The following is a 19,578-nucleotide window of genomic DNA, read 5'->3' on the forward strand; positions in this document are numbered from 1 at the left end:
TATTCTTAATAATTTGTTAGTTTTGTACCTGGATAGTAGAACGAAAGTATGGAAGAATACGAGTTTCCAGATTCAGCTCTAGCTTTGGCGCCGTATTGACTCATACCAATACCGTGACCATAGCCTTTTCCTGAAATCGTGAAATCATTTGTATTATTCTTTACTGACGCAAACGTACTTTTCACCTTTGTTGCGCCCATGACTGTTCTAAACTCTGTCATTTTCATACTTGCCGTTGTACTTTTGTTCACTGTATACGTACCTGTTTTGTTTTTCAGATGGTAATTCAGCTTGATTGAAACGGTCTTCGCACGCTGACCTTTTGTTTTTCCTGAGAATGTCAGGCTTGAAATAGATGCAATTCTCATGTCAGATGCAGCTGTTTCTTTATTTTTCAACAGCCATGATTTTAGACCAGCAAGGTCGGCAGCATTGGCTTCTTTTGCCTTAGACCACTCAGAAGCTGCTTTACTAGCAGTCAACGTAGTGCCTAATTGCTTTTTAGACAACTTCAGTGTCCACGCATTGACAGGATCTTTTGTGTCCTGCTTGGCGACTAGGTATGGCAGTGCATTCCCCCATACTTCTTCACTCGCCTCAGTGTATCCGCCATTACTAGAATAATAGGTGGCTGAAATAAGTTGATTGTTGTATTTTAGAACCTTGCCTTTTGTGGCATCAACAGCTTTTGTTGAATTTGTGTACCAGTTATATCCTCCATATACTTGGAAGGCTGTTGTATCAGGTACGACTTTTCCAATACTTTTCACTGAATACGTTCTAGCGGCAACCGCTTGTGCTTTTAATGCCTCAACATGCCAGCTTGCAGGCATTTCGTTTGGCACAACACCTTTTAGATAGTCTTCAAATGGAATATTTTCATTAGTCGGCCTGATATATCCTGATTCAATAGCAAAGTTGACGTTACCTAAGTAAGGCTTACCTGCGATTTGAAGGACATTTTTGGTTGAATATTTCTCAGGAACAACTCTTACTGTGTTATACGTCTTAATGCCTTTTAATGAAATTTTTCCGTTAGAAATATTCAATTGGTAGTTTTGATTTTTTTTCAGATAGACTTGTTTGGCTAAAGAATTTTTTAAGCTATCTGTAATCGCACTTGTGCTACCAGCAAGATGGTAAGCATATGTACCTTTTTCTTTCAGCAATGCTTTTAATGACGCTGTGACAGAATCCGGCTTCACATACACAACGGTACTGTTAGATTTTGCAGCCAATTGCGACAAAGGCATTGCATAAATATAGCTAGAGGCTTTTGCCAAGTACACTTTATCTGCATTAATGTTTAATTTTTTAATGATATTCACAGATAATTCGTAGCGATTGGCACCGCTGATTCGTGTCACCTGTGAGGTTTTCTTGATTTGATTTTCTACTTTTTGTCCCGTACTTTTTGTACTGCCGATGATAATGACTTTACTTGGCATTTTATATGACGGAATGGAATCTTTTTTTGTTAATAGGATTGGGTATCCTTTTCTCGATGCATAGGATGCAATTGCAATCCCATTCATGAATGAGTTCCCGCCGACAACAATTGCTTGCTTATAATTACCCATCTCTTTGGCGATTTTTTGGGAAATTTCAAATTTGTCTTTCCCACTAATGCGTCTCACTTTTCCATACTTTTTGATTGATTTCTCAGCAGCTGTTGAAATACTTTTTGTATTCCCGACAATTAAGATGTTATCAGGATTCATTTTTTTTAACTGATTTTCGGTTGTCTTCGTTAGCTTTTCAATGTTCGTGTACAAAATTGGCGCGCCTAATTTGTATGCTAACGGCGATACAGAAATGGCATGATCAAATGCATCTCGGCTCACAATCACAACAGTTGAAGGATTTTTCCAGCCTGCAGAAGCGATACTATTGGCTACTTCGTAACGATTTTTGCCGTCATATCTTTTCGTCACAGCAACATTGGATCCTGACAGCTTGTATTCCCCAGTTGTTGAAATATCCATGCTTGTTTTGTTTCCGATATAATTAGACAATTTCACTGAAATTGTCGAGCTGGCCATGGCAGACTGTAAAGGTGCAATTAGTAGTGTCATTGTCATGAGAACGATAAGTGTAATGCCTGTTTTCTTCAATTTTGTTCATCCCGCCCATCTTTTTTTACTTCTGTTTTTCAATCTTCTGAATTTCTTTTTGACCATTGTCATTGATAAAGTAAGAGATTTCTACTTTGTCACCTGGTTTAAATTCATTTAATACATCTTTAAAATTATCCGTAAATTCATAGCTTAAGGTCGTATTCACTTTTTTTACTTCGACTGTATGTGCATCAGCCATTCCAATAAATTCAGCTTTTTCTTCCAGCACCTGAGGAGTTGAACTGCTTGTCTTGTTTTCTCCTGAGGATTGCTCAGCCGTTCCACATGCCGTGAGCACGATACCTAGTAGTAGTATTAAGAACGGTAAAACGACGATTTTCTTCATTTTTTTCACCTCATGTCTTTGTATCGTCTTATAACTTAATATTTTAAGGTAAATTTAAGGTTTTTTGAAACCTTTTTTTTGTTACAACGTCTATATCTAGGTTCAGAGTAAAAAAATAACTTGTTTATCAAGATTCGTAAACCTATAATCATGGAAGAATGATAGAAAAGGTGAGGGACATTATGAGAGCTGAGAGAAAAAGAAAGAAAAAGAAGGTTCTTTGGATTGTTTTATCGATTATTGGCTTATTCGTATTAGCCACTGGCGGATACGCGTATCATCTTTGGAATACAGCCGCATCAACTGTCGCAGGCATTCAAGAGAACTTAAAGAAGTCAGATAAGCGTGACAAAGATGTCGATTTAAGTAAAAAAGACCCGATCTCCATTTTAGTCATGGGTGTCGATGAAAGAAAGAATGACCGAGGCCGTGCAGATACATTAATTTACATGACTGTGAATCCGAAAACGAAAACAACTGAGATGGTGAGTATCCCCCGTGATACGTATACAAAAATTGTCGGAAAAGGCACAATGGATAAAATCAACCACTCCTACGCTTTCGGCGGTACACAAATGGCGGCAGATACAGTAGAGGAACTGCTTGATGTACCTGTGGATTACTTTGTGAAAGTAAATATGGAAAGTTTTAAAGACATTGTCGATACACTTGGCGGCATTACGGTGAACAGTACGTTTGCTTTCAGCTATGATGGCCATTCATTTGGTACAGGAGAGATTAACCTGAACGGTGATCAAGCCCTTGCCTATACAAGAATGAGAAAGCAAGATCCTAAAGGTGACTTCGGCCGTCAGCAAAGACAGCGACAAGTCATTGAAGGCATCATTGCAAAAGGGGCTAACATTTCATCTATTACGAAATTCGGTGATATGTTTAAAGTCGTTGAAAATAACATGAAAACGAATATGTCCTTTGACGACATGTGGACGATGATGAATGATTATCGTGATGCAAGACAAAAAGTAAAACAGCACGAGCTGAAAGGTACAGGCACACGAATCAATAATATTTATTACTATCAGCTTGATGACAGCAGTTTAGCGAAAGTGAAGAAGGAATTGAAGGATAGTTTGGAAGCTTCGTAAATAAAAAACACCTTTTTTGAGAAAGGTGTCAGATTGTTGACAAAGGGCTAAAATGAACTTTATTTTAGCCTTTTGTCTTCTTTTCAGCGTGATAGAAAACCTTTGCAGTCTAGGAAGGACTAGTACTGGCATGGAGCGAATTTGACATTCGTGAGTACCAGCGCGCAGGACTGACAAAGAATGCGAGGGTTTGTCTACATGCTGAGAAGACTACAGAAATGTAGTCTTCTTTTTTTTATGATTGGAATGGGGCTGGTTTTTCATCACTTAAACCATAACGATGGAGAAGCTCTTCGACAATTCGTTTTGACGCTTGTCCATCACCATATGGATTAGACGCCTTTGACATGTTGTCGTACTCTTTCTGATCGACTAGAAGCTGTTTTGCCATGTTGTAAATAGTCTCTTCATCTGTACCTGCGAGCTTCAGCGTACCAGCTTTCACGCCTTCAGGACGTTCTGTTGTATCACGCAGCACTAATACTGGCTTTCCTAAAGAGGGAGCTTCCTCCTGCACACCGCCTGAATCCGTTAAAATAAAGTGCGAGGCAGCAGCAAAGTTATGGAAATCAACTACTTCAAGCGGCTCAATTAAGTGCACACGATCAAGATCACTGAATTCAGTCTGTGCCGCATCACGAACAGCAGGATTTAGATGGACAGGGTATACGACTTGAACATCTTTAAATTCTTCTACAACACGGCGAATCGCTCTAAACATGTTCTTCATCGGCTGACCAAGATTTTCTCTGCGATGAGCCGTTAATAAGATCATTTTATCTGTGCCTATTTTCTCTAAAATAGGGTGTTGATACTGCTCTGTAACCGTTGTTTGCAATGCATCAATTGCTGTATTTCCTGTTACAAAGATGGTCTCTTCTTTTTTATTTTCAACTAAAAGATTCTGCTTTGCCTCATGTGTCGGCGCAAAATGAATATCGGCTATATTTCCTGTCATTTGACGGTTCAATTCTTCTGGAAACGGTGAGTATTTATTATGTGTTCTTAACCCCGCTTCAACATGACCTACTGAAATTTGGTGATAAAACGCAGCCAAACTTCCTGCAAAGGTTGTCGTTGTGTCTCCATGAACAAGCACAATATCAGGTTTTTCCTCTTTGAATAATTGATCTAATTTCAACAGTGCATTCGATGTGATTTCAGATAATGTCTGGCGTTCTTTCATAATATTTAAATCATGATCGGGCGTAATATCAAAAGCTTTCAGCACTTGATCAAGCATTTGTCGATGTTGAGCCGTCACAGTAACTGAAGATTTAATTTGTGGATGTTTTTTTAGCTCAAGGACAAGGGGTGCCATTTTAATCGCTTCAGGCCTCGTCCCGAATACAGTCATTACATGTAATGTTCTCAATAGTCGATGCCTCTTTTCTTCTCATTTTATGAGTCCATTATACAAAAATTATCTACAATTGATAATTGAACTTCATTATAGCTTAATAAAATATCTATACAAAACATCAATCATGTTTACAAATTTATCTTAAAATTATTTTAAACATCACAATAGAGTTTGACTCCTTTTAAAAGTAAGATAGAATTTAATAGTAAACTCTGTATATATACAAAAGGAAGGTGCAAAGTTCATTGAAAAAAGTACGTAAAGCCATTATACCAGCTGCCGGTCTAGGAACACGTTTTCTTCCTGCAACAAAGGCCATGCCTAAGGAAATGCTCCCTATCGTAGATAAACCAACTATTCAGTATATTATTGAAGAAGCTGTTGATTCAGGCATCGAAGATATTATTATTGTGACTGGGAAAGGGAAAAGAGCTATAGAAGATCATTTTGATTTTGCTCCCGAACTAGAAAGGAATCTAGAAGAAAAAGGAAAAATGGAATTGCTAGAAAAAGTAAGGAAATCATCTAATATTGCAGATATTCATTACATCCGCCAAAAAGAACCAAAAGGTTTAGGACATGCCGTTTGGTGCGCGCGTAACTTTATCGGTGATGAACCCTTTGCTGTTTTATTAGGTGATGATATTGTCCAAGCCGAAACACCTGGACTTCGCCAGCTGATGGATGAATATGAAAAAACACTTTCGTCCGTGATCGGCGTTCAGCAGGTAGCGGACAGCGATACGCATCGCTACGGGATCATTGATCCTCTTACCCAAGAAGGACGCCGCTATCAAGTGAAAAACTTTGTTGAAAAGCCGCCGCAAGGAACAGCACCATCCAATTTAGCCATTTTGGGGCGCTACATTTTCACGCCTGAGATCTTTATGTACCTTGATCAACAAGAAATTGGTGCGGGTGGAGAAATTCAGCTGACAGATGCCATCCAAAAGCTCAATGACATCCAGCGGGTATTTGCCTATGATTTTGAAGGAAAACGATATGATGTTGGAGAGAAGCAAGGTTTCATCGAAACGACGCTAGAGTTTGCCCTTCAAGATGAAGAGCTAAAGAAAAAACTCATTCCATTTATGAAACAGCTTCTTGAAAAAGAAGAAGTGAATTAAAAAAGCTGCCGGCATCGGCAGCTTTTTTAATTGGTCGCTGAAACGGTCAGCGTATGTTGTTCATTATCGATAACAAATAGATGATTTTCGCCTTTTACTGCGAATTTCGTTTGTTTCTCATTCATCCAGACATTCTGTTCTGTCAGTCCAAGTGTTGAAGGAGAGATAGGCATGATCTCGCGGAACACCATCGTATTCGCCTGACCATTTTGAATCACATAATCGGTTTTCTCAGTGGTCAGGCGCTCAATGGTATCGCCTTGTTCACTTTTGACCGAGCTAAGTGTTTGCATTCTTTGCTTCAGCACAGACTCTTCTTTTCCAAGGAAAGAAAGTAAGTACTCATACGAACCCGCAGATGCGGGTGATACGTAGGAATTGAACTGTGCTGGTCCGATGGATAACGACTTCAATTCATCTGCGTTTTGTAGCGCATCAGGTTTCACATAATATGTCTCTGATGCTGTTTTGATTTGAACGACTTGTTTATTTTTAGCCACAGCCTTTACTTCTTGGCCAAACGATAATGTGACGTCTGCCTTTTTTTTCATGGCCCTGTCTGTATAAACCGTCATTGGATCTGCCTTAACTATAGCCTGTTGATCAATCTTTTTCATATCATCAGGGGCACCTTTCGTCTCATGGTTTGTTGACTGGGGCGTCTCTGTTTTACCTGAAGGAATTGCACCAAATGTCGCCAGTGTACGCAGCGGACGATCCGAAAACATAGAAAGGGCAAGTAAGATGGTTAAAACAGCTATTATGGTGACTTGAAACGCCGGTCCGAAAAAGGAACGTCGTTTTCCAGTGTCATTATACCTCGTGACCTTCTCTGTCGTTTGTACGCCTTTTCGACCTTCTTTGTGCTTCAATTGGTATTCCTTTTTTTCTTTCTTGGAAAGCTTGTTAAACCAATCAACAAACTCCTTATACTCTTTCACAACCTTTTTCGTATCATCAAACATACGAAGTTCACCATAATGCATCCAGGCAACACGATCACAGATTTTTTGGATTTGACTAATGGAGTGACTGACGAAAAAGATCGTCTTTCCTTGTTCTTTGAATTCGGTGATCCGATCCACACATTTTTGATAGAAGGTTTGGTCTCCTACAGACAGTGCCTCATCAATAATGAGGATATCTGGATCAATATGTGCTGATATGGCAAAACCAAGACGGGATTTCATTCCGCTTGAATAGCTCTTTACAGGCTGATCAATAAAGTCTCCAATATCCGCAAACTCTACGATTTTTTCATAAAGATCATCAATTTCCTTATTTGTCAGACCCATCATTAAGCATTTTAAACGAATGTTGTCTTTACCACTTAACTGATTGTTCAGCCCTGCCGCAATGGCAATTAACGATGGCTGGCCGTCCATATCAATCTCACCGCTTGTCGGTGGAATGATTTTCGCTAGAAGGTTCGACATCGTGGATTTCCCAGAACCGTTGATCCCTACAAAACCAATCGTCTCTCCTTCATAGACATCAAACGACACATCACGAACGGCAAAGAAACCTTTTTCATTTTTATTAGGAAAAAACAGCCCTTTGATCTTGTCAGACTGCTTTTTATATAAGACGTATTGCTTGGATACGTTTCGAAACGAAACCTTTAGTTTCATCGTATAATCTCCTTACTTTTTAAAGAAAATCGACAAATTTATCCCTGAATTTCATATGCAGTAATGAACCGACTGTTAAAAGAAGAAGCGTAATCAGCCAAAAATAAAGCGTATATTTCACATCATGGAAGAACCATTCTCCCTTTAACAAGCTATTTCTGAAACCATCAATAATGTAGAAAAGAGGATTTAATCTTAAAATATCTCCTATCCATGCTTTGTCTCCAGTGAGCTTCTCTGAGATATTCCAAAAAATCGGCAGCAAAAAGAAAAGTAACCGTGTCACTGATTGTAAAAGAAATTGATAGTCCCTTACGAGTACACTAATTGTTGAATTAAATAAACTAAACGAAAACATAAACGCGATCATACATATAAGATAGTAAATATATTGTAGCCAATGCGCGTCAGGATATATGCCATAAGAAATCAGCACAATCAGATAGACACCCATCATGACAAAATAGCTGAACAAGTTGGACATGATGACCACAGACGGCAGCGCACTAATCGGAAAATTCATTTTTGATACCATATTAATGCGTTTAAACACACTGTTTGATCCATCAAGGATCGTCGGACTAATGAAGAACCAAGGTATTAATCCAGCAAGCATCCAGATGATAAATGGAACCTCCATGCCTCCAATGACAATCGGCTGTCCTCCACGAATGCCTAAACCAAAAACAAACCAGTAAGCCAGCATTTGAATCAATGGATTTAAAAACTGCCATAAAACACCTAAATAATTCATCTGATATTTTGATTTTGTTTCATAAACAGCAAGTCGCATAATCAGCGAAAATGAGCTGATTTGCTCCTTCAGTATCGTCAACATTGCGTTCATTCTAATCTTCCTTAGATATAAGTTTTTGGGATCACTTTTTTAAAAAAGCACCGCTCATAATTGTACCAGAAGTTGAGGAATATTTCACTTATCAGTAAATACACATCATAAACAATATAAAAAGGAGGAAGCTACTTCCTCCTTTTTAAAATTAAACTTTCAATCTTGATAAGAATCGGGTAATATTCGTTGAACTTTTTAAAGAAATGTTTCCTTTGGCCGTTTCGTATATTTCTACCTGAAAAGGTCTTAAGTTATACCTATTATATAGTCTATCTGTTAATAAATTTTTTCTTAATCTAAAGTGACGATCTTGCGAGCAGTAAAAAAGGTCATATGTCTTAAACCCTTCAAAGAAATGTTCCCATTTAATATTGAACTCTGTACTTGATGTTCTTTTCAGAAAAATTACTTCTCTTGTTATTCGATTTTTCAAATAGAATGTCCCTGTTTCTATTATTGGCTTTTCTGCTAATATAGAAACACCTTCATCATTCAAAATCAATTGTTCTACTTTTACATTTATATTTTCAATAGATAGGTTTCCGTTAATAGTGAAAAAGAGATGAAAATTAGATTGATTGCAATGATTAAGGGCCCCCTTGTACATTTGCTTAGAAATTCTAAATTTATCTTCTTTGTCGTTTCTTTGAACAATAAGATAAATATCATATGTTGCAATTTGATTCAAATCTTCTAAAGAAAATTCCGCATTTAATTGACCAACATCATTTGTAAATGTATTGATCAATTTTTTTTTCGATAAATTATGTCTTGACTCAAAAGAAAGAAATACCTGAGCATCATTAAACGTTTTTGGTATATCGATATCTCTGAATATAATTTTTTGACCATCAACATCTATATGATTTATTTTGATAAATTCTTCTTTTAGTACTTTAATTTCAAAGAGTTCATCCGGAATATTGAGACTTTCGTTTCTAAAAAAGGGAAGGGCCCAATAGTATTTACCATTCTCTTTTAATATATTTCCTTTTTGATTACCAGCTAAATAATATATTAATTCCTCATGAAGCTCATTCAAAATAAAGTAGATATATAAATTACTAGTAATCCCTAAATCATTGTCAAAGATATTATCAATCTTTTGTAAAATCGGTTTAATTTCTTTATAAAATACGTGCCTAAACTTTTTATCCCAAACGATATTTTTAATCGGAAAGAACAAACGTTCAATATTTCTTTTAAGAAATTCATTTAAAAGCTCTTTATCACCATAATTCTCGAAATATTCTAATTGATATTTAAGTGATTCTATCCGATCTTGAAAGTTTCGTAAATCACCATTTAATTGAGTTATTGACTTTTGAGTTGCTTCTTCTCCTCTTTTTCTCCAAAGATAAACAACATCCGTAATGATTGATATTTTTTTCGCATATAAAAATGCCTTATGAACCATTGGGCGATCTGCATATAGCATACCTGGAGGCATAAAACATTGATATTCAAAGATCAACTCTCTCCGAAATATCTTATTCCAATAAAATCCATCATAAAAAACATCAGGATAATCTTTTACTTTCTCGATTAATTTATTCTTTTGCCAAACTTCTCTTTCCTTTTTATAAATAATTTCTTTTTGAAAACCGTTTATTAAGATATTAGGCCTTCCTATCACAATATCAGACTCAGTTTTCTTTGCTTCTAAATATAATTTTTCATAGGCATCAAGAGGAAGAATGTCATCTGAATCCATGAGCGTAATGTATTCTCCTGTTGCATATTTTAATCCGTGATTCCCCGCATTGGCGCCCCCACTATTTTTTTGATGAATTACCATCATATTCGAATATTTTTTTTCATATTCATCTAAAATTTCGGCACTATTATCAGGACTCTCATCATTTACTGCAATAATTTGCAAATCTGGCAATGATTGATTAACAAGTGAATCAAGGCACTCCTTCAAATAGTATTCTGTATTATAAACCAATACAACAACGCTTAGTTTATACTGACTCATTCGATAGTTCACCCACTTGATTCGTCATTCTTATGTTGACTTGATTATGAAAATTGTCCAAAACTATTTTCATGATGGTACAGATTTGTTCAACTTCACTTAAGGATAGTTCTGTGTACATTGGCAATGCTAAAATTCGATTACTAACATATACTGCTACTGGCGTTTCACTTGAATCAAATGTATAGCAACCGAAGTCATTACAAAGAGGATAGAAATATTTCCTGGTAAACAAATTATATGCTTTCAATTCTTCATTTACATAATCTCTCATCTCTTGATTTTCTAAAATTATTGGAAAGTATGAATAGTTGTGATGGACATTATCATCAATTGCTACAACATTAATTCCTGGTATCTCAGATAATTTTTCTTCATATTGATGATAAATTTTTTTTCTTGTTATTATATCTTGATCAATTTCTTCCAAATTCACTAATCCCATAGCAGCTTGGAATTCATTCATCTTTGCGTTAATTCCAATATAATCAACTGTTTCATTTGAAGTAATACCAAAATTTTTCAAAGCTTTTAATTGTTGAATTAATCCTTTCTGTTTAAAACAAAGAACTCCACCTTCAATCGAATGAAAAACTTTGGTTGCATGCATACTAAACATAGATGCATAGCCAAATTCTGCAATCGGTTTACCATTTATTTTAATTCCAAAAGCATGTGCTGCATCATAGATAACAGGTATTCCATAATCCCTTGAAATTCGATCTAATTCATTCACATCACATGGGTTTCCAAAAACATGCACTGCTACAATTGCTTTTGTTTTTTCAGTAATGAGTTTTTCAATATGATTGATATTGATATTGAATGTATTTGGTTCTATGTCACAAAAAACTGGCTGGAAACCTGTATTTTTTATTGCATGAACTGTAGAAGCAAAAGTAAAAGGTGTTGTAATCACTTCACCCTTTTCTTCTATTGTTTTTAAAGCAATTTCTAATGCTAAGTGGCCATTGGTAAAGAGTTCAATTTGGGGTGCCCCAAGATATTCTTGAAGATTTTTTTTAAACTCTTCATGTAATGGACCGTCATTTGTTAACCATTTATTCTCCCAAATACTTTTTATCTTATCCGTGTAATATTCAAGTTTTGGAAGTTTTGGTTTTGTCACATGAATTGGCGTTTGAAATTTAAATTGTCTTATCATTTAATTTCTCCAATCAATTAATGCTTCTATCGAGTCTACGTCAAACACAGGGATGTCAATTGCTTTAATTTGATCTCTTTCGCTAAAAGAATCATCAATAAATATAGAAGGTATTTGATTATCTACAAACTTTGATTTCATATCTTCTTTTTTTAGATGAATGACACGATCAAAAAGGTTAATGTGGATTCGAAGCTTTTCCAAAGTTTCTTTGATATCATTGATATGCTTTGTAATTAGGATAATTTCCTTCTCATTATTAAAACATTGATATAAAAATAACATTACATGAGGATTAACTTTATCTTTATACGTAATCGTATCATCAAAATCCACGTACACTCTTTGATAAGAGTATTGAATGCTAAATCGATTAATCAAAGCCCTGTCTACTTCAAGGTTCACACCGTTATCTTCTATTTTTATATCAAAATCCATTCGATCATATAAACTCAGTAAAGGGAAGTTTACACCTTTGTTACGATATAATGCCATAGTTCCTGCAATTCGCGGTGCCACTTCTAACAACTTGTATTGACCGTTCACATCTTCTTTAATTTGAAAAAACCAAGCTCCTCTAAATTTAAGATGTTTATTAATTTCTTGCGCTATCTGTGTTGTTTGCTCATCCATCGGTAACGTGGAAGAGTTTACACTTATACCACTCTTAATACGCTTCCTTTCACGTCTCCCAGTATATTCAAGTTCTCCATTTCTATTTGTAAAGCAATCTATTGTATATTCTTTACCTGGGAGATATTCTAGTATTAATAAGTCGGATTGATTATTTTTATAAAACTCCAGCTCTTTTTTATTTCTTGCAAGTGCTACTCCTTTTGAACCTTGTCCAACATCTGGCTTTAAGAATACGGGGAATGTATCTACATCATCAACCTTTTCATACATTTTTGGAACAAAAGATTGTTTTTCAAAAAATTCATACGTTTTCTTTTTCGATCTTGAAATCTCACAAGTCAATTGATCTGATGTTATAACTATGGCATGAAGTCGTTCTCGATTCTGTGCTAAATTTAATACCACACTATCATGTGCAGGGAAAATAAAATCAATTTCATTTTCTTTAATTATACGATTTAATTGATCAATAAAGCCTTCGTCATGGATATTTGGCATACCCTCTATATAATTCTTATATACATACTTACCATGATCACAGACGCTGGAAGCACCGATCAATTCAAAGTCTTTTGAGTACTTAAGAGAATTGTGAATCTCCAAGCCAATCTCAGAACCACATGGAAACACTAGAACTTTTTTCATTGTTACCTCCAATTATTTTTTGAATACTGTTTCGATAACTAATTTAGCTGAATTTCCTGTTTCCAGGCTACAATACTCTTGGAAAAATTCATTATATTTTTCTTCATATTCTTTTTCCACACGATGAATATTTTTTATCGCATCAAATAACTCTGTTTGTTCCTGTAATACTGGACCTGGCAAATCCTTGTACATATCTAAGTAAAAACCTCTTATCTCCTGTTTATAAAGTTGATAATCATAAGCATAGAACAATATCGGCTTTTTGCTATTTGCATACTCAAAAAACACAGAAGAATAATCCGTGATTAAAATATCACTGACTAAATACAATTCCTGAATATCATCATATTTAGATAAATCAATGATTGAAGAATGTTTGCTTGGATTAAGCACTAAATAATCTGAAATTAAATGGTGCATTCTTAAGATTAATACATAATCATCACCAAATTCATTCTGGAACTGATCTAAATCGAATTGTATCTCAAAGGAATGGTTCCATGATCCATTGGATTCATTATCTCTCCAAGTTGGAGCATACAATATAACTTGTTTTTCCTTAGGAATACTCAACTTTCTTTTAATGGATTCAATTTTTTCTATATTATTCGTTTTATAAAAAATATCATTAGATGGATAGCCATTTAATATGATCTCTTTTTCAAACTTAAAAGCCCGCTTAAAGATATCACCAGAGTATTTATTAGCTGCCAATAGAAAATCCCAATTACGAGATTCTAAATAAAAATTTTCCCTAGCCAATTTTTCAGGACCATCTACTTCTATGTCATAACCCAATCTTTTTAAAGGCGTTCCGTGCCATGTCTGGATATACACATTACCTTCTCTTTTCCGATGTACCGGGAAAATAATATTGTTCACCCAATATTTTGAAAGCGCCAGGTATCGATAATAATCTTCTTCTTCTCTACTTACTACAATTGGGTTTCCTGGTAATTTCGATTCTCCTTGATAAGACCATACAAATTGATACTCTTCACCATATCCATTTTCCAATAAGTATTCATATATATATTTTGGATTTCCTGAGTAACTTTTTCCTAAAAAACTTTCAAAGAAAATCATTTTCTTATGAATTGGATGATTATCACAAGTGTTATTAAAGATAGTTTTACCTCTAGCGATATTGTATGTCTTAATATATTGTTCATTATCAGTAAACCAGCATGCTAAGCTCTCTTTTCCCATAGTTACATATAAAATAAGCTTGAAGTTATCTTTATATTCATTATTTAGTAGATACCTATCTTCTTCTCTTGAGAAATCATTATAACCTGTCATATCTACTAGTTCCTTATAACAGATTCGTTTCTTATCATCCCTTATTTGCAAAAAGAAGTCCCATCTGCTATTGAGATCCAAATGTTGTTTTAATTTATCTATCAAAATAATTTTTTTAAAAATATATTTATTCTTTTCTTTCTGAAAATCTAAAGAGTAGCCATATGACTTGTTATTGTCTCTTCTTACTGCAATTAATTCTAATTGTCTAACTGAATATTCATCTGAAAATTGGATTACTTCCCCCTCAATATAAAAGTTCGAGCCTACACTTTTTAAATTTTTTATATGCTGAGTAAAAATATTTTTTTTATAATCAAAAGATAGATTTCCGTTTTTGGTTTTAAAACTTTTTAATTTTAAGTTCAAATCCTCTGAATATGATGTAAACCCTTGATTATTTATGCTAAATACAGTTCTCTTACGAAAATATTTACTATAAAATTGAAGAGTAATATACACATCCAAAGTTCCATTACTATTAAGATCTACAATATCTTGAAGATTAAAAACAGAGATGTTTTTTTTAATTTTGCTCTTTAAAAATCTGCCACTCTCACGATCTTTCAAAATTACATATTTATTAAATAAACTAAAGCCTAAATGATTAACAACTAAATGGAGTTCTTCTTTTTTAATTTGGATTTTCACTTTATGTTTACTTATTTTTGACTTTAATATTTTAGAAACTAATTTTTTAATTTTCATTTTTAGTCTTCGTAACCTCATCTCAATTACATTTTTCACAATAGCAATAAAGAAAAAATTCCCCATTCATGGTGTTGAATAGGGCTTTTCAAAAATAAAATATTACTTTACTGTATTGTATGCTTTTTGATAGTAATTTTTATACTCATCGTCTATAATATTTTTAAACCATAGAGAGTTATCTAAATACCAATCAATTGTTTTTATAATACCTGTTTCAAAATGATATTTCGGCTGCCATTGGAGTTCTTTTTCTATTTTTGTTGGATCAATCGCATAACGTCTATCATGACCTTTTCGATCTCTAACAAAGGCTATTAAGTCTTCGGTAACCGTGTGATCTACCTTCTCATTTAAATAAGTTATGATTTTTTTCACAAGGTCAATATTTGTCTTTTCGTTATGTCCGCCAATATTATATACTTCTCCAAGTTGGCCATTTTGAATAACTAAGTCTACAGCACTGCAATGGTCTTCAACAAAAAGCCAATCCCTAACGTTCAATCCATCTCCATAAACAGGGATGCTCTTTTTTTCAATACAGTGATGAATAACAAGTGGTATCAATTTTTCTGGAAACTGAAATGGTCCATAGTTGTTAGAGCATCTTGTAATATTCATAGGGAATTTATACGTATCAAAAAACGATTGTACCAGTAAATCACCCGAAGCCTTACTAGCTGAATACGGACTATGAGGATCTAAAGGTGTTTCTTCTGTAAAATACCCTTCCTCACTCAATGAACCGTACACTTCATCTGTTGAAATCTGAATAAACTTTTTTCCTTCTTTATAAGAGTCTGCATCTGTTTGCCAGAATTCTTTAGCTGTATTCAAAAGATTCAATGTACCAAGCACATTGGTTTCCACAAATACTTGCGGATTTTCGATACTTCTATCTACATGAGATTCAGCTGCAAAATTCACTACATAATCAATTTCGTTATTTTCAAAAATTTCACTCAATAATTCCGAATCCTTAATATCACCTTTAATAAATTTATAATTCACGAAATGTTCATATTGAGATAAGTTTTCAAGATTCCCTGCATAAGTTAGTTTGTCTAGATTTATAATTTTTATATCTGTATACTTGTCTAACATATATGATATAAAGTTAGAACCAATAAAACCTGCTCCACCTGTAACAAGGTAAGTTTTCATTATTCTCTCCTTTGTAACTTCTATTTAAGAATGACTTCTTTATTTTCAGCTAAATCTAATAAGTATTTGCCATATTCAGTTTTCGTTAATGGTAGAGCTAAACGAGAAAGTTGTTCTTCATTTATATACCCTTTACGATAAGCAATTTCTTCTAATGAAGCGACATAGAGCCCTTGTCTATTTTGAACTGCCTCAATATAATTACTTGCCTCTAGTAAACTTTTATGTGTACCAGTGTCTAGCCAAGCCATTCCTCTACCCATAACTTCCACTTTCAATTCACCATTTTTCAAATAAAAATCATTAATAGAACTAATTTCAACTTCCCCTCTTGCTGAGGGTTTAACATTTTTTGCGATTTCCACCACTTTATTATCATAAAAATAGAGACCAGGTACCGCATAGTTTGATTTAGGTTGGCTAGGTTTTTCTTCAATGCCAAGAACATTTCCGCTATTATCAAATTGGACAACACCGTAATCCTCTGGATTCTTTACATAATACCCAAAAACAAGCGCACCTGTCGTTAGTTCTACTGCTTTGTTTAGGATTTCAGTTAAACCTTGTCCATAAAATATATTATCACCGAGCACAAGACACACATTATCTTGGCCTATAAATTCTTCTCCAATAATAAAAGCATCTGCAAGTCCTTTAGGTTCTTTTTGTACCTCATAACTTATTTGTATTCCTAAAGTTTCTCCCGTCCCTAAAAGACGTCTAAATTGTTCTAAATCATCTGGGGTAGTAATAATAAGTACTTCTTTAATACCACTTAGCATTAGAACTGATAGTGGATAATAAATCATTGGTTTGTCGTAAATGGGAACTAATTGTTTAGAGATACCCTTTGTAATTGGATAAAGCCGCGAGCCCGTACCACCAGCTAAAATTATTCCTTTCAAGATGATCCTCCTATGAAAAAATACTCAGAAAAGCCTTAAATCCTAAGAAATTATTTGTTTTTTATTTGAATATCAGCTTTATAATAACATATACCTAATACAAAGTTAATAGTTAAAATTCGGTCCTAAATTACAATTCTAAATAAATAAACCAAAAAAAGCACTATTAAGGGATTCACTCTTAGGCATGAGGATCCCTTAGTAGTGCTTCTCAATATTCCTTTTTAAATACCACTTCCACCACACGCTTCGATGACTCTCCGCTCTCTAGGTAGCAGAATTTTTTATAAAACGGCGTAAATGAAGGTGGTAATGTAAATGTCGGCTGTTCTGTTTCTCTTACCCATTCAATCACGCGTGATGTTTCTTTTACAAGTGGTCCTGGTGCTTCTTGTTCAAAGTCAAAATAGAAGCCTCTCAGTTTGTCACGATATGTTTCGATGTCTGGTACATAGAACAGCATCGGACGTTTGAGATTTGCATAATCAAAGAACACGGAAGAGTAATCTGTAATGAGTAGATCTGAAATCATATAAAGGTCTCGAATATCTTCGTAATGAGAGAAGTCATAGGCAAAGCCTTCATATGGTCCGAGATCAAAGTTTTCCGCTACTAAATAGTGCATACGAAGGATGATGATATATTCTTCTCCGATAGATGCTCGTAGCTCATGCAGATCAAGGTCTAAATCAAATTTATACTGCCCTTTTTTATAAAATTGATCGTCTCTCCATGTCGGTGCATATAGAATCATTTTCTTATCAAGCGGCAGGTTCATTTTTTGTTTGAGCGCTCTCATTGTTTCTTCATTGTTTTGATTGTGAAGGAAATCATTTCTCGGATATCCTGACTCAATCATGGTCTTTTGGAATTGGAACGCACGGGTAAAGATTTCGGTCGAGTATGCATTAGGAGAAATCAGATAATCCCAATTCGATGCTTCTTTCGTGAAATTCCTTTTGTACTTCTTCGTGTTTGTTCCAGGCATATGCACTTCGTCCATGTCCATTGCCAGTCGTTTTAATGGCGTACCGTGCCACGTTTGCAAGTATGTGGTGTGTTCTGGCTTTGGAATCCATAGTGGCAAACGGCTGTTTACGACCCAATACTCGGCTCTTGCCATTGCAAAAATCCATTTCAATGACAGACGATTGATATAGTAGATGCCCTTTTCTTTAAATGGAGCTTCATGCCCTTTTTTAACACTCCAGATCAGCGTATATTCAGGGTGATTTTCTTTCATATATTCATAAATAGCACGCGGGTTACAGCTGAATTGTTTCCCATTAAAGCTTTCAAACACAACAGTTTTCTTTTTGACGGACAGCTTACTCGCCAACTTAAAGGTTGTTTTAAAGGTTCTTGTTACAAGACGATTTCGAATTTTTTTGATTTTCCCAAATTGCTTTTTGAATTTCTTCCACTTGCTTTTCATGTAGTACTTAGCACGTGTCTTCATGGTGTAATCATTAATTCGAATACCAAGAGTTTGTCTTTTTTTCTTTCTGTACACTTCATAACGAATTGGTACGTCGTCTCTTTTATGAATTTGAACAAGCCCTTTGAGTTTGTTTGAACGATCTCCAAGTACCAAAGAAGCAGTTGTTAATGTTTCCTCCACTCCGTTGACGTCGCAAATAAATTCTAGATAAAAGCGGTATATAAGGCGTTTGTTTAAGGAATAAGTTAACTCCTCTAAAGGAACTTCTGCTGAAAATTGATACAGTTGTGGTGTTTTATGGTCGTCACGATATTGAATGACTTCATCTTTTTTATGTGTCATCTTGACAGGAAAACGATGCTCAACTGGTTCCTCACCATTTTTCTTCAATAGAAGCTTTACTTCTTTGATCTGATAAGGGTGCTCTGCACTTAGAACGCCTGCATACCCAGATAAGGATAGCGTGCATTCTTTGTTGAGCTCGATGTGATGGAATTTCACAACTTTGAGCTCCCGTTTGATTTTCAATGAAGCATTGCCTTTGTCTGTACGATATGGAATAACATACAACAGCGCTTCTTTATTTTCTAAAAATGTCAGTTCTGGCGTTTCAATTTCCATTTTTAAACGACGTTTATAATATGGTGTTTTTTCTTCTATTTCGGAAGTTGCGCTGGTATCCGCTTCTTTTGCGTCTTCATCCTCTTCTTCCGAATCAGAATCATAAGCTGAGTCTTCAAGCTCGTCTTCGTCCTCTTCTTTGTTTGCGCTCACATAGTCCGTGACATATAAGTTGTATGTTTGGCCTTGCTCTAACGCAAGCGGAAGCGATGCTTCACTCAGTACCAATTTGAATAGATTCTCTTCTTGATGAACAAGCGGGAGGAATAGTTCTTGTTTTGAGACCCTTTCCCTCATAAACAGATAAAACTCTCTATCTGCTAATGGCATGTCATCGTAGATGCGAACGAGCATTTCCAATTTTTCATGATGATTTTTTAAACCTTCAACGACACTCTTCTTATGGATTCCCTCTTCAATCATTAATCGTTAATCTCCTCTGTTCAAAAATCTTACCGTTATTTGTA

Annotated in this window: 14 protein-coding genes; 2 read left to right on the top strand and 12 right to left on the bottom strand. The window is 34.9% G+C overall.

All coding sequences use genetic code 11. From position 1 onward, the window contains the following. Positions 1-5: 5 nt before the first annotated feature. A complete protein-coding gene (locus MKY11_RS17130; RefSeq protein ID WP_274660527.1) occupies positions 6-2,114 on the bottom strand; it encodes a SpoIID/LytB domain-containing protein in 2,109 nt (702 codons plus the stop codon). A gap of 25 nt (positions 2,115-2,139) precedes the next feature. Next, complete coding sequence (locus tag MKY11_RS17135; protein ID WP_024719258.1) at positions 2,140-2,463, bottom strand: hypothetical protein; 324 nt, start codon at positions 2,461-2,463, stop codon at positions 2,140-2,142. A gap of 182 nt (positions 2,464-2,645) precedes the next feature. On the opposite strand from MKY11_RS17135, the gene MKY11_RS17140 reads away from it, so the two are divergent. Continuing rightward, the gene (locus tag MKY11_RS17140; RefSeq protein ID WP_274660526.1) at positions 2,646-3,569 is read left to right on the top strand and encodes a LytR family transcriptional regulator; all 924 of its coding nucleotides are present in this window, start codon (positions 2,646-2,648) and stop codon (positions 3,567-3,569) included. 235 nt (positions 3,570-3,804) lie between these two features. On the opposite strand, the gene wecB is transcribed toward MKY11_RS17140, so the two are convergent. After that, entirely contained in the window at positions 3,805-4,944 is a 1,140-nt protein-coding gene (gene wecB / locus MKY11_RS17145) for a UDP-N-acetylglucosamine 2-epimerase (non-hydrolyzing) (RefSeq protein ID WP_274660525.1), read from the bottom strand. Positions 4,945-5,177: 233 nt separating this feature from the next. Between wecB and galU the strand changes: the two genes are divergently transcribed. Beyond that, entirely contained in the window at positions 5,178-6,059 is an 882-nt protein-coding gene (gene galU / locus MKY11_RS17150; RefSeq protein ID WP_203143744.1) for a UTP--glucose-1-phosphate uridylyltransferase GalU, read from the top strand. Positions 6,060-6,085: 26 nt separating this feature from the next. Here the strand turns inward: galU and tagH are convergent, their stop codons facing one another. From tagH to MKY11_RS17195, 9 genes are all read right to left on the bottom strand, one after another. After that, the gene (tagH, locus tag MKY11_RS17155) at positions 6,086-7,690 is read right to left on the bottom strand and encodes a teichoic acids export ABC transporter ATP-binding subunit TagH (protein ID WP_203143746.1); all 1,605 of its coding nucleotides are present in this window, start codon (positions 7,688-7,690) and stop codon (positions 6,086-6,088) included. 19 nt (positions 7,691-7,709) lie between these two features. After that, positions 7,710-8,537, bottom strand: a complete 828-nt coding sequence (locus MKY11_RS17160; protein WP_039170378.1) for an ABC transporter permease — start codon at positions 8,535-8,537, stop codon at positions 7,710-7,712. Positions 8,538-8,688: 151 nt separating this feature from the next. Then, a complete protein-coding gene (locus tag MKY11_RS17165; RefSeq protein ID WP_039170376.1) occupies positions 8,689-10,521 on the bottom strand; it encodes a glycosyltransferase family 2 protein in 1,833 nt (610 codons plus the stop codon). After that, positions 10,508-11,686, bottom strand: coding sequence for a DegT/DnrJ/EryC1/StrS family aminotransferase (locus MKY11_RS17170; protein ID WP_039170374.1), 1,179 nt, complete (start codon positions 11,684-11,686; stop codon positions 10,508-10,510). The genes MKY11_RS17165 and MKY11_RS17170 overlap by 14 nt, the downstream gene beginning before the upstream one ends. Then, on the bottom strand, positions 11,687-12,967 hold the full coding sequence (locus MKY11_RS17175) for an ATP-grasp domain-containing protein (RefSeq protein ID WP_274660524.1): 1,281 nt from the start codon (positions 12,965-12,967) through the stop codon (positions 11,687-11,689). Between the two features lie 12 nt (positions 12,968-12,979). Continuing rightward, positions 12,980-14,980, bottom strand: coding sequence for a CDP-glycerol glycerophosphotransferase family protein (locus tag MKY11_RS17180; protein WP_274660523.1), 2,001 nt, complete (start codon positions 14,978-14,980; stop codon positions 12,980-12,982). 102 nt (positions 14,981-15,082) lie between these two features. Then, complete coding sequence (gene rfbB / locus MKY11_RS17185) at positions 15,083-16,144, bottom strand: dTDP-glucose 4,6-dehydratase (RefSeq protein WP_057078974.1); 1,062 nt, start codon at positions 16,142-16,144, stop codon at positions 15,083-15,085. A gap of 20 nt (positions 16,145-16,164) precedes the next feature. Continuing rightward, on the bottom strand, positions 16,165-17,049 hold the full coding sequence (gene rfbA, locus MKY11_RS17190; protein ID WP_039170392.1) for a glucose-1-phosphate thymidylyltransferase RfbA: 885 nt from the start codon (positions 17,047-17,049) through the stop codon (positions 16,165-16,167). A gap of 211 nt (positions 17,050-17,260) precedes the next feature. Continuing rightward, positions 17,261-19,534, bottom strand: coding sequence for a CDP-glycerol glycerophosphotransferase family protein (locus tag MKY11_RS17195; protein ID WP_274660522.1), 2,274 nt, complete (start codon positions 19,532-19,534; stop codon positions 17,261-17,263). Positions 19,535-19,578: the final 44 nt, after the last annotated feature.

This window comes from Bacillus sp. FSL W7-1085 (assembly GCF_038595035.1).
In the GTDB taxonomy this organism is placed as follows: Bacteria; Bacillota; Bacilli; order Bacillales; family Bacillaceae; genus Bacillus; species Bacillus altitudinis.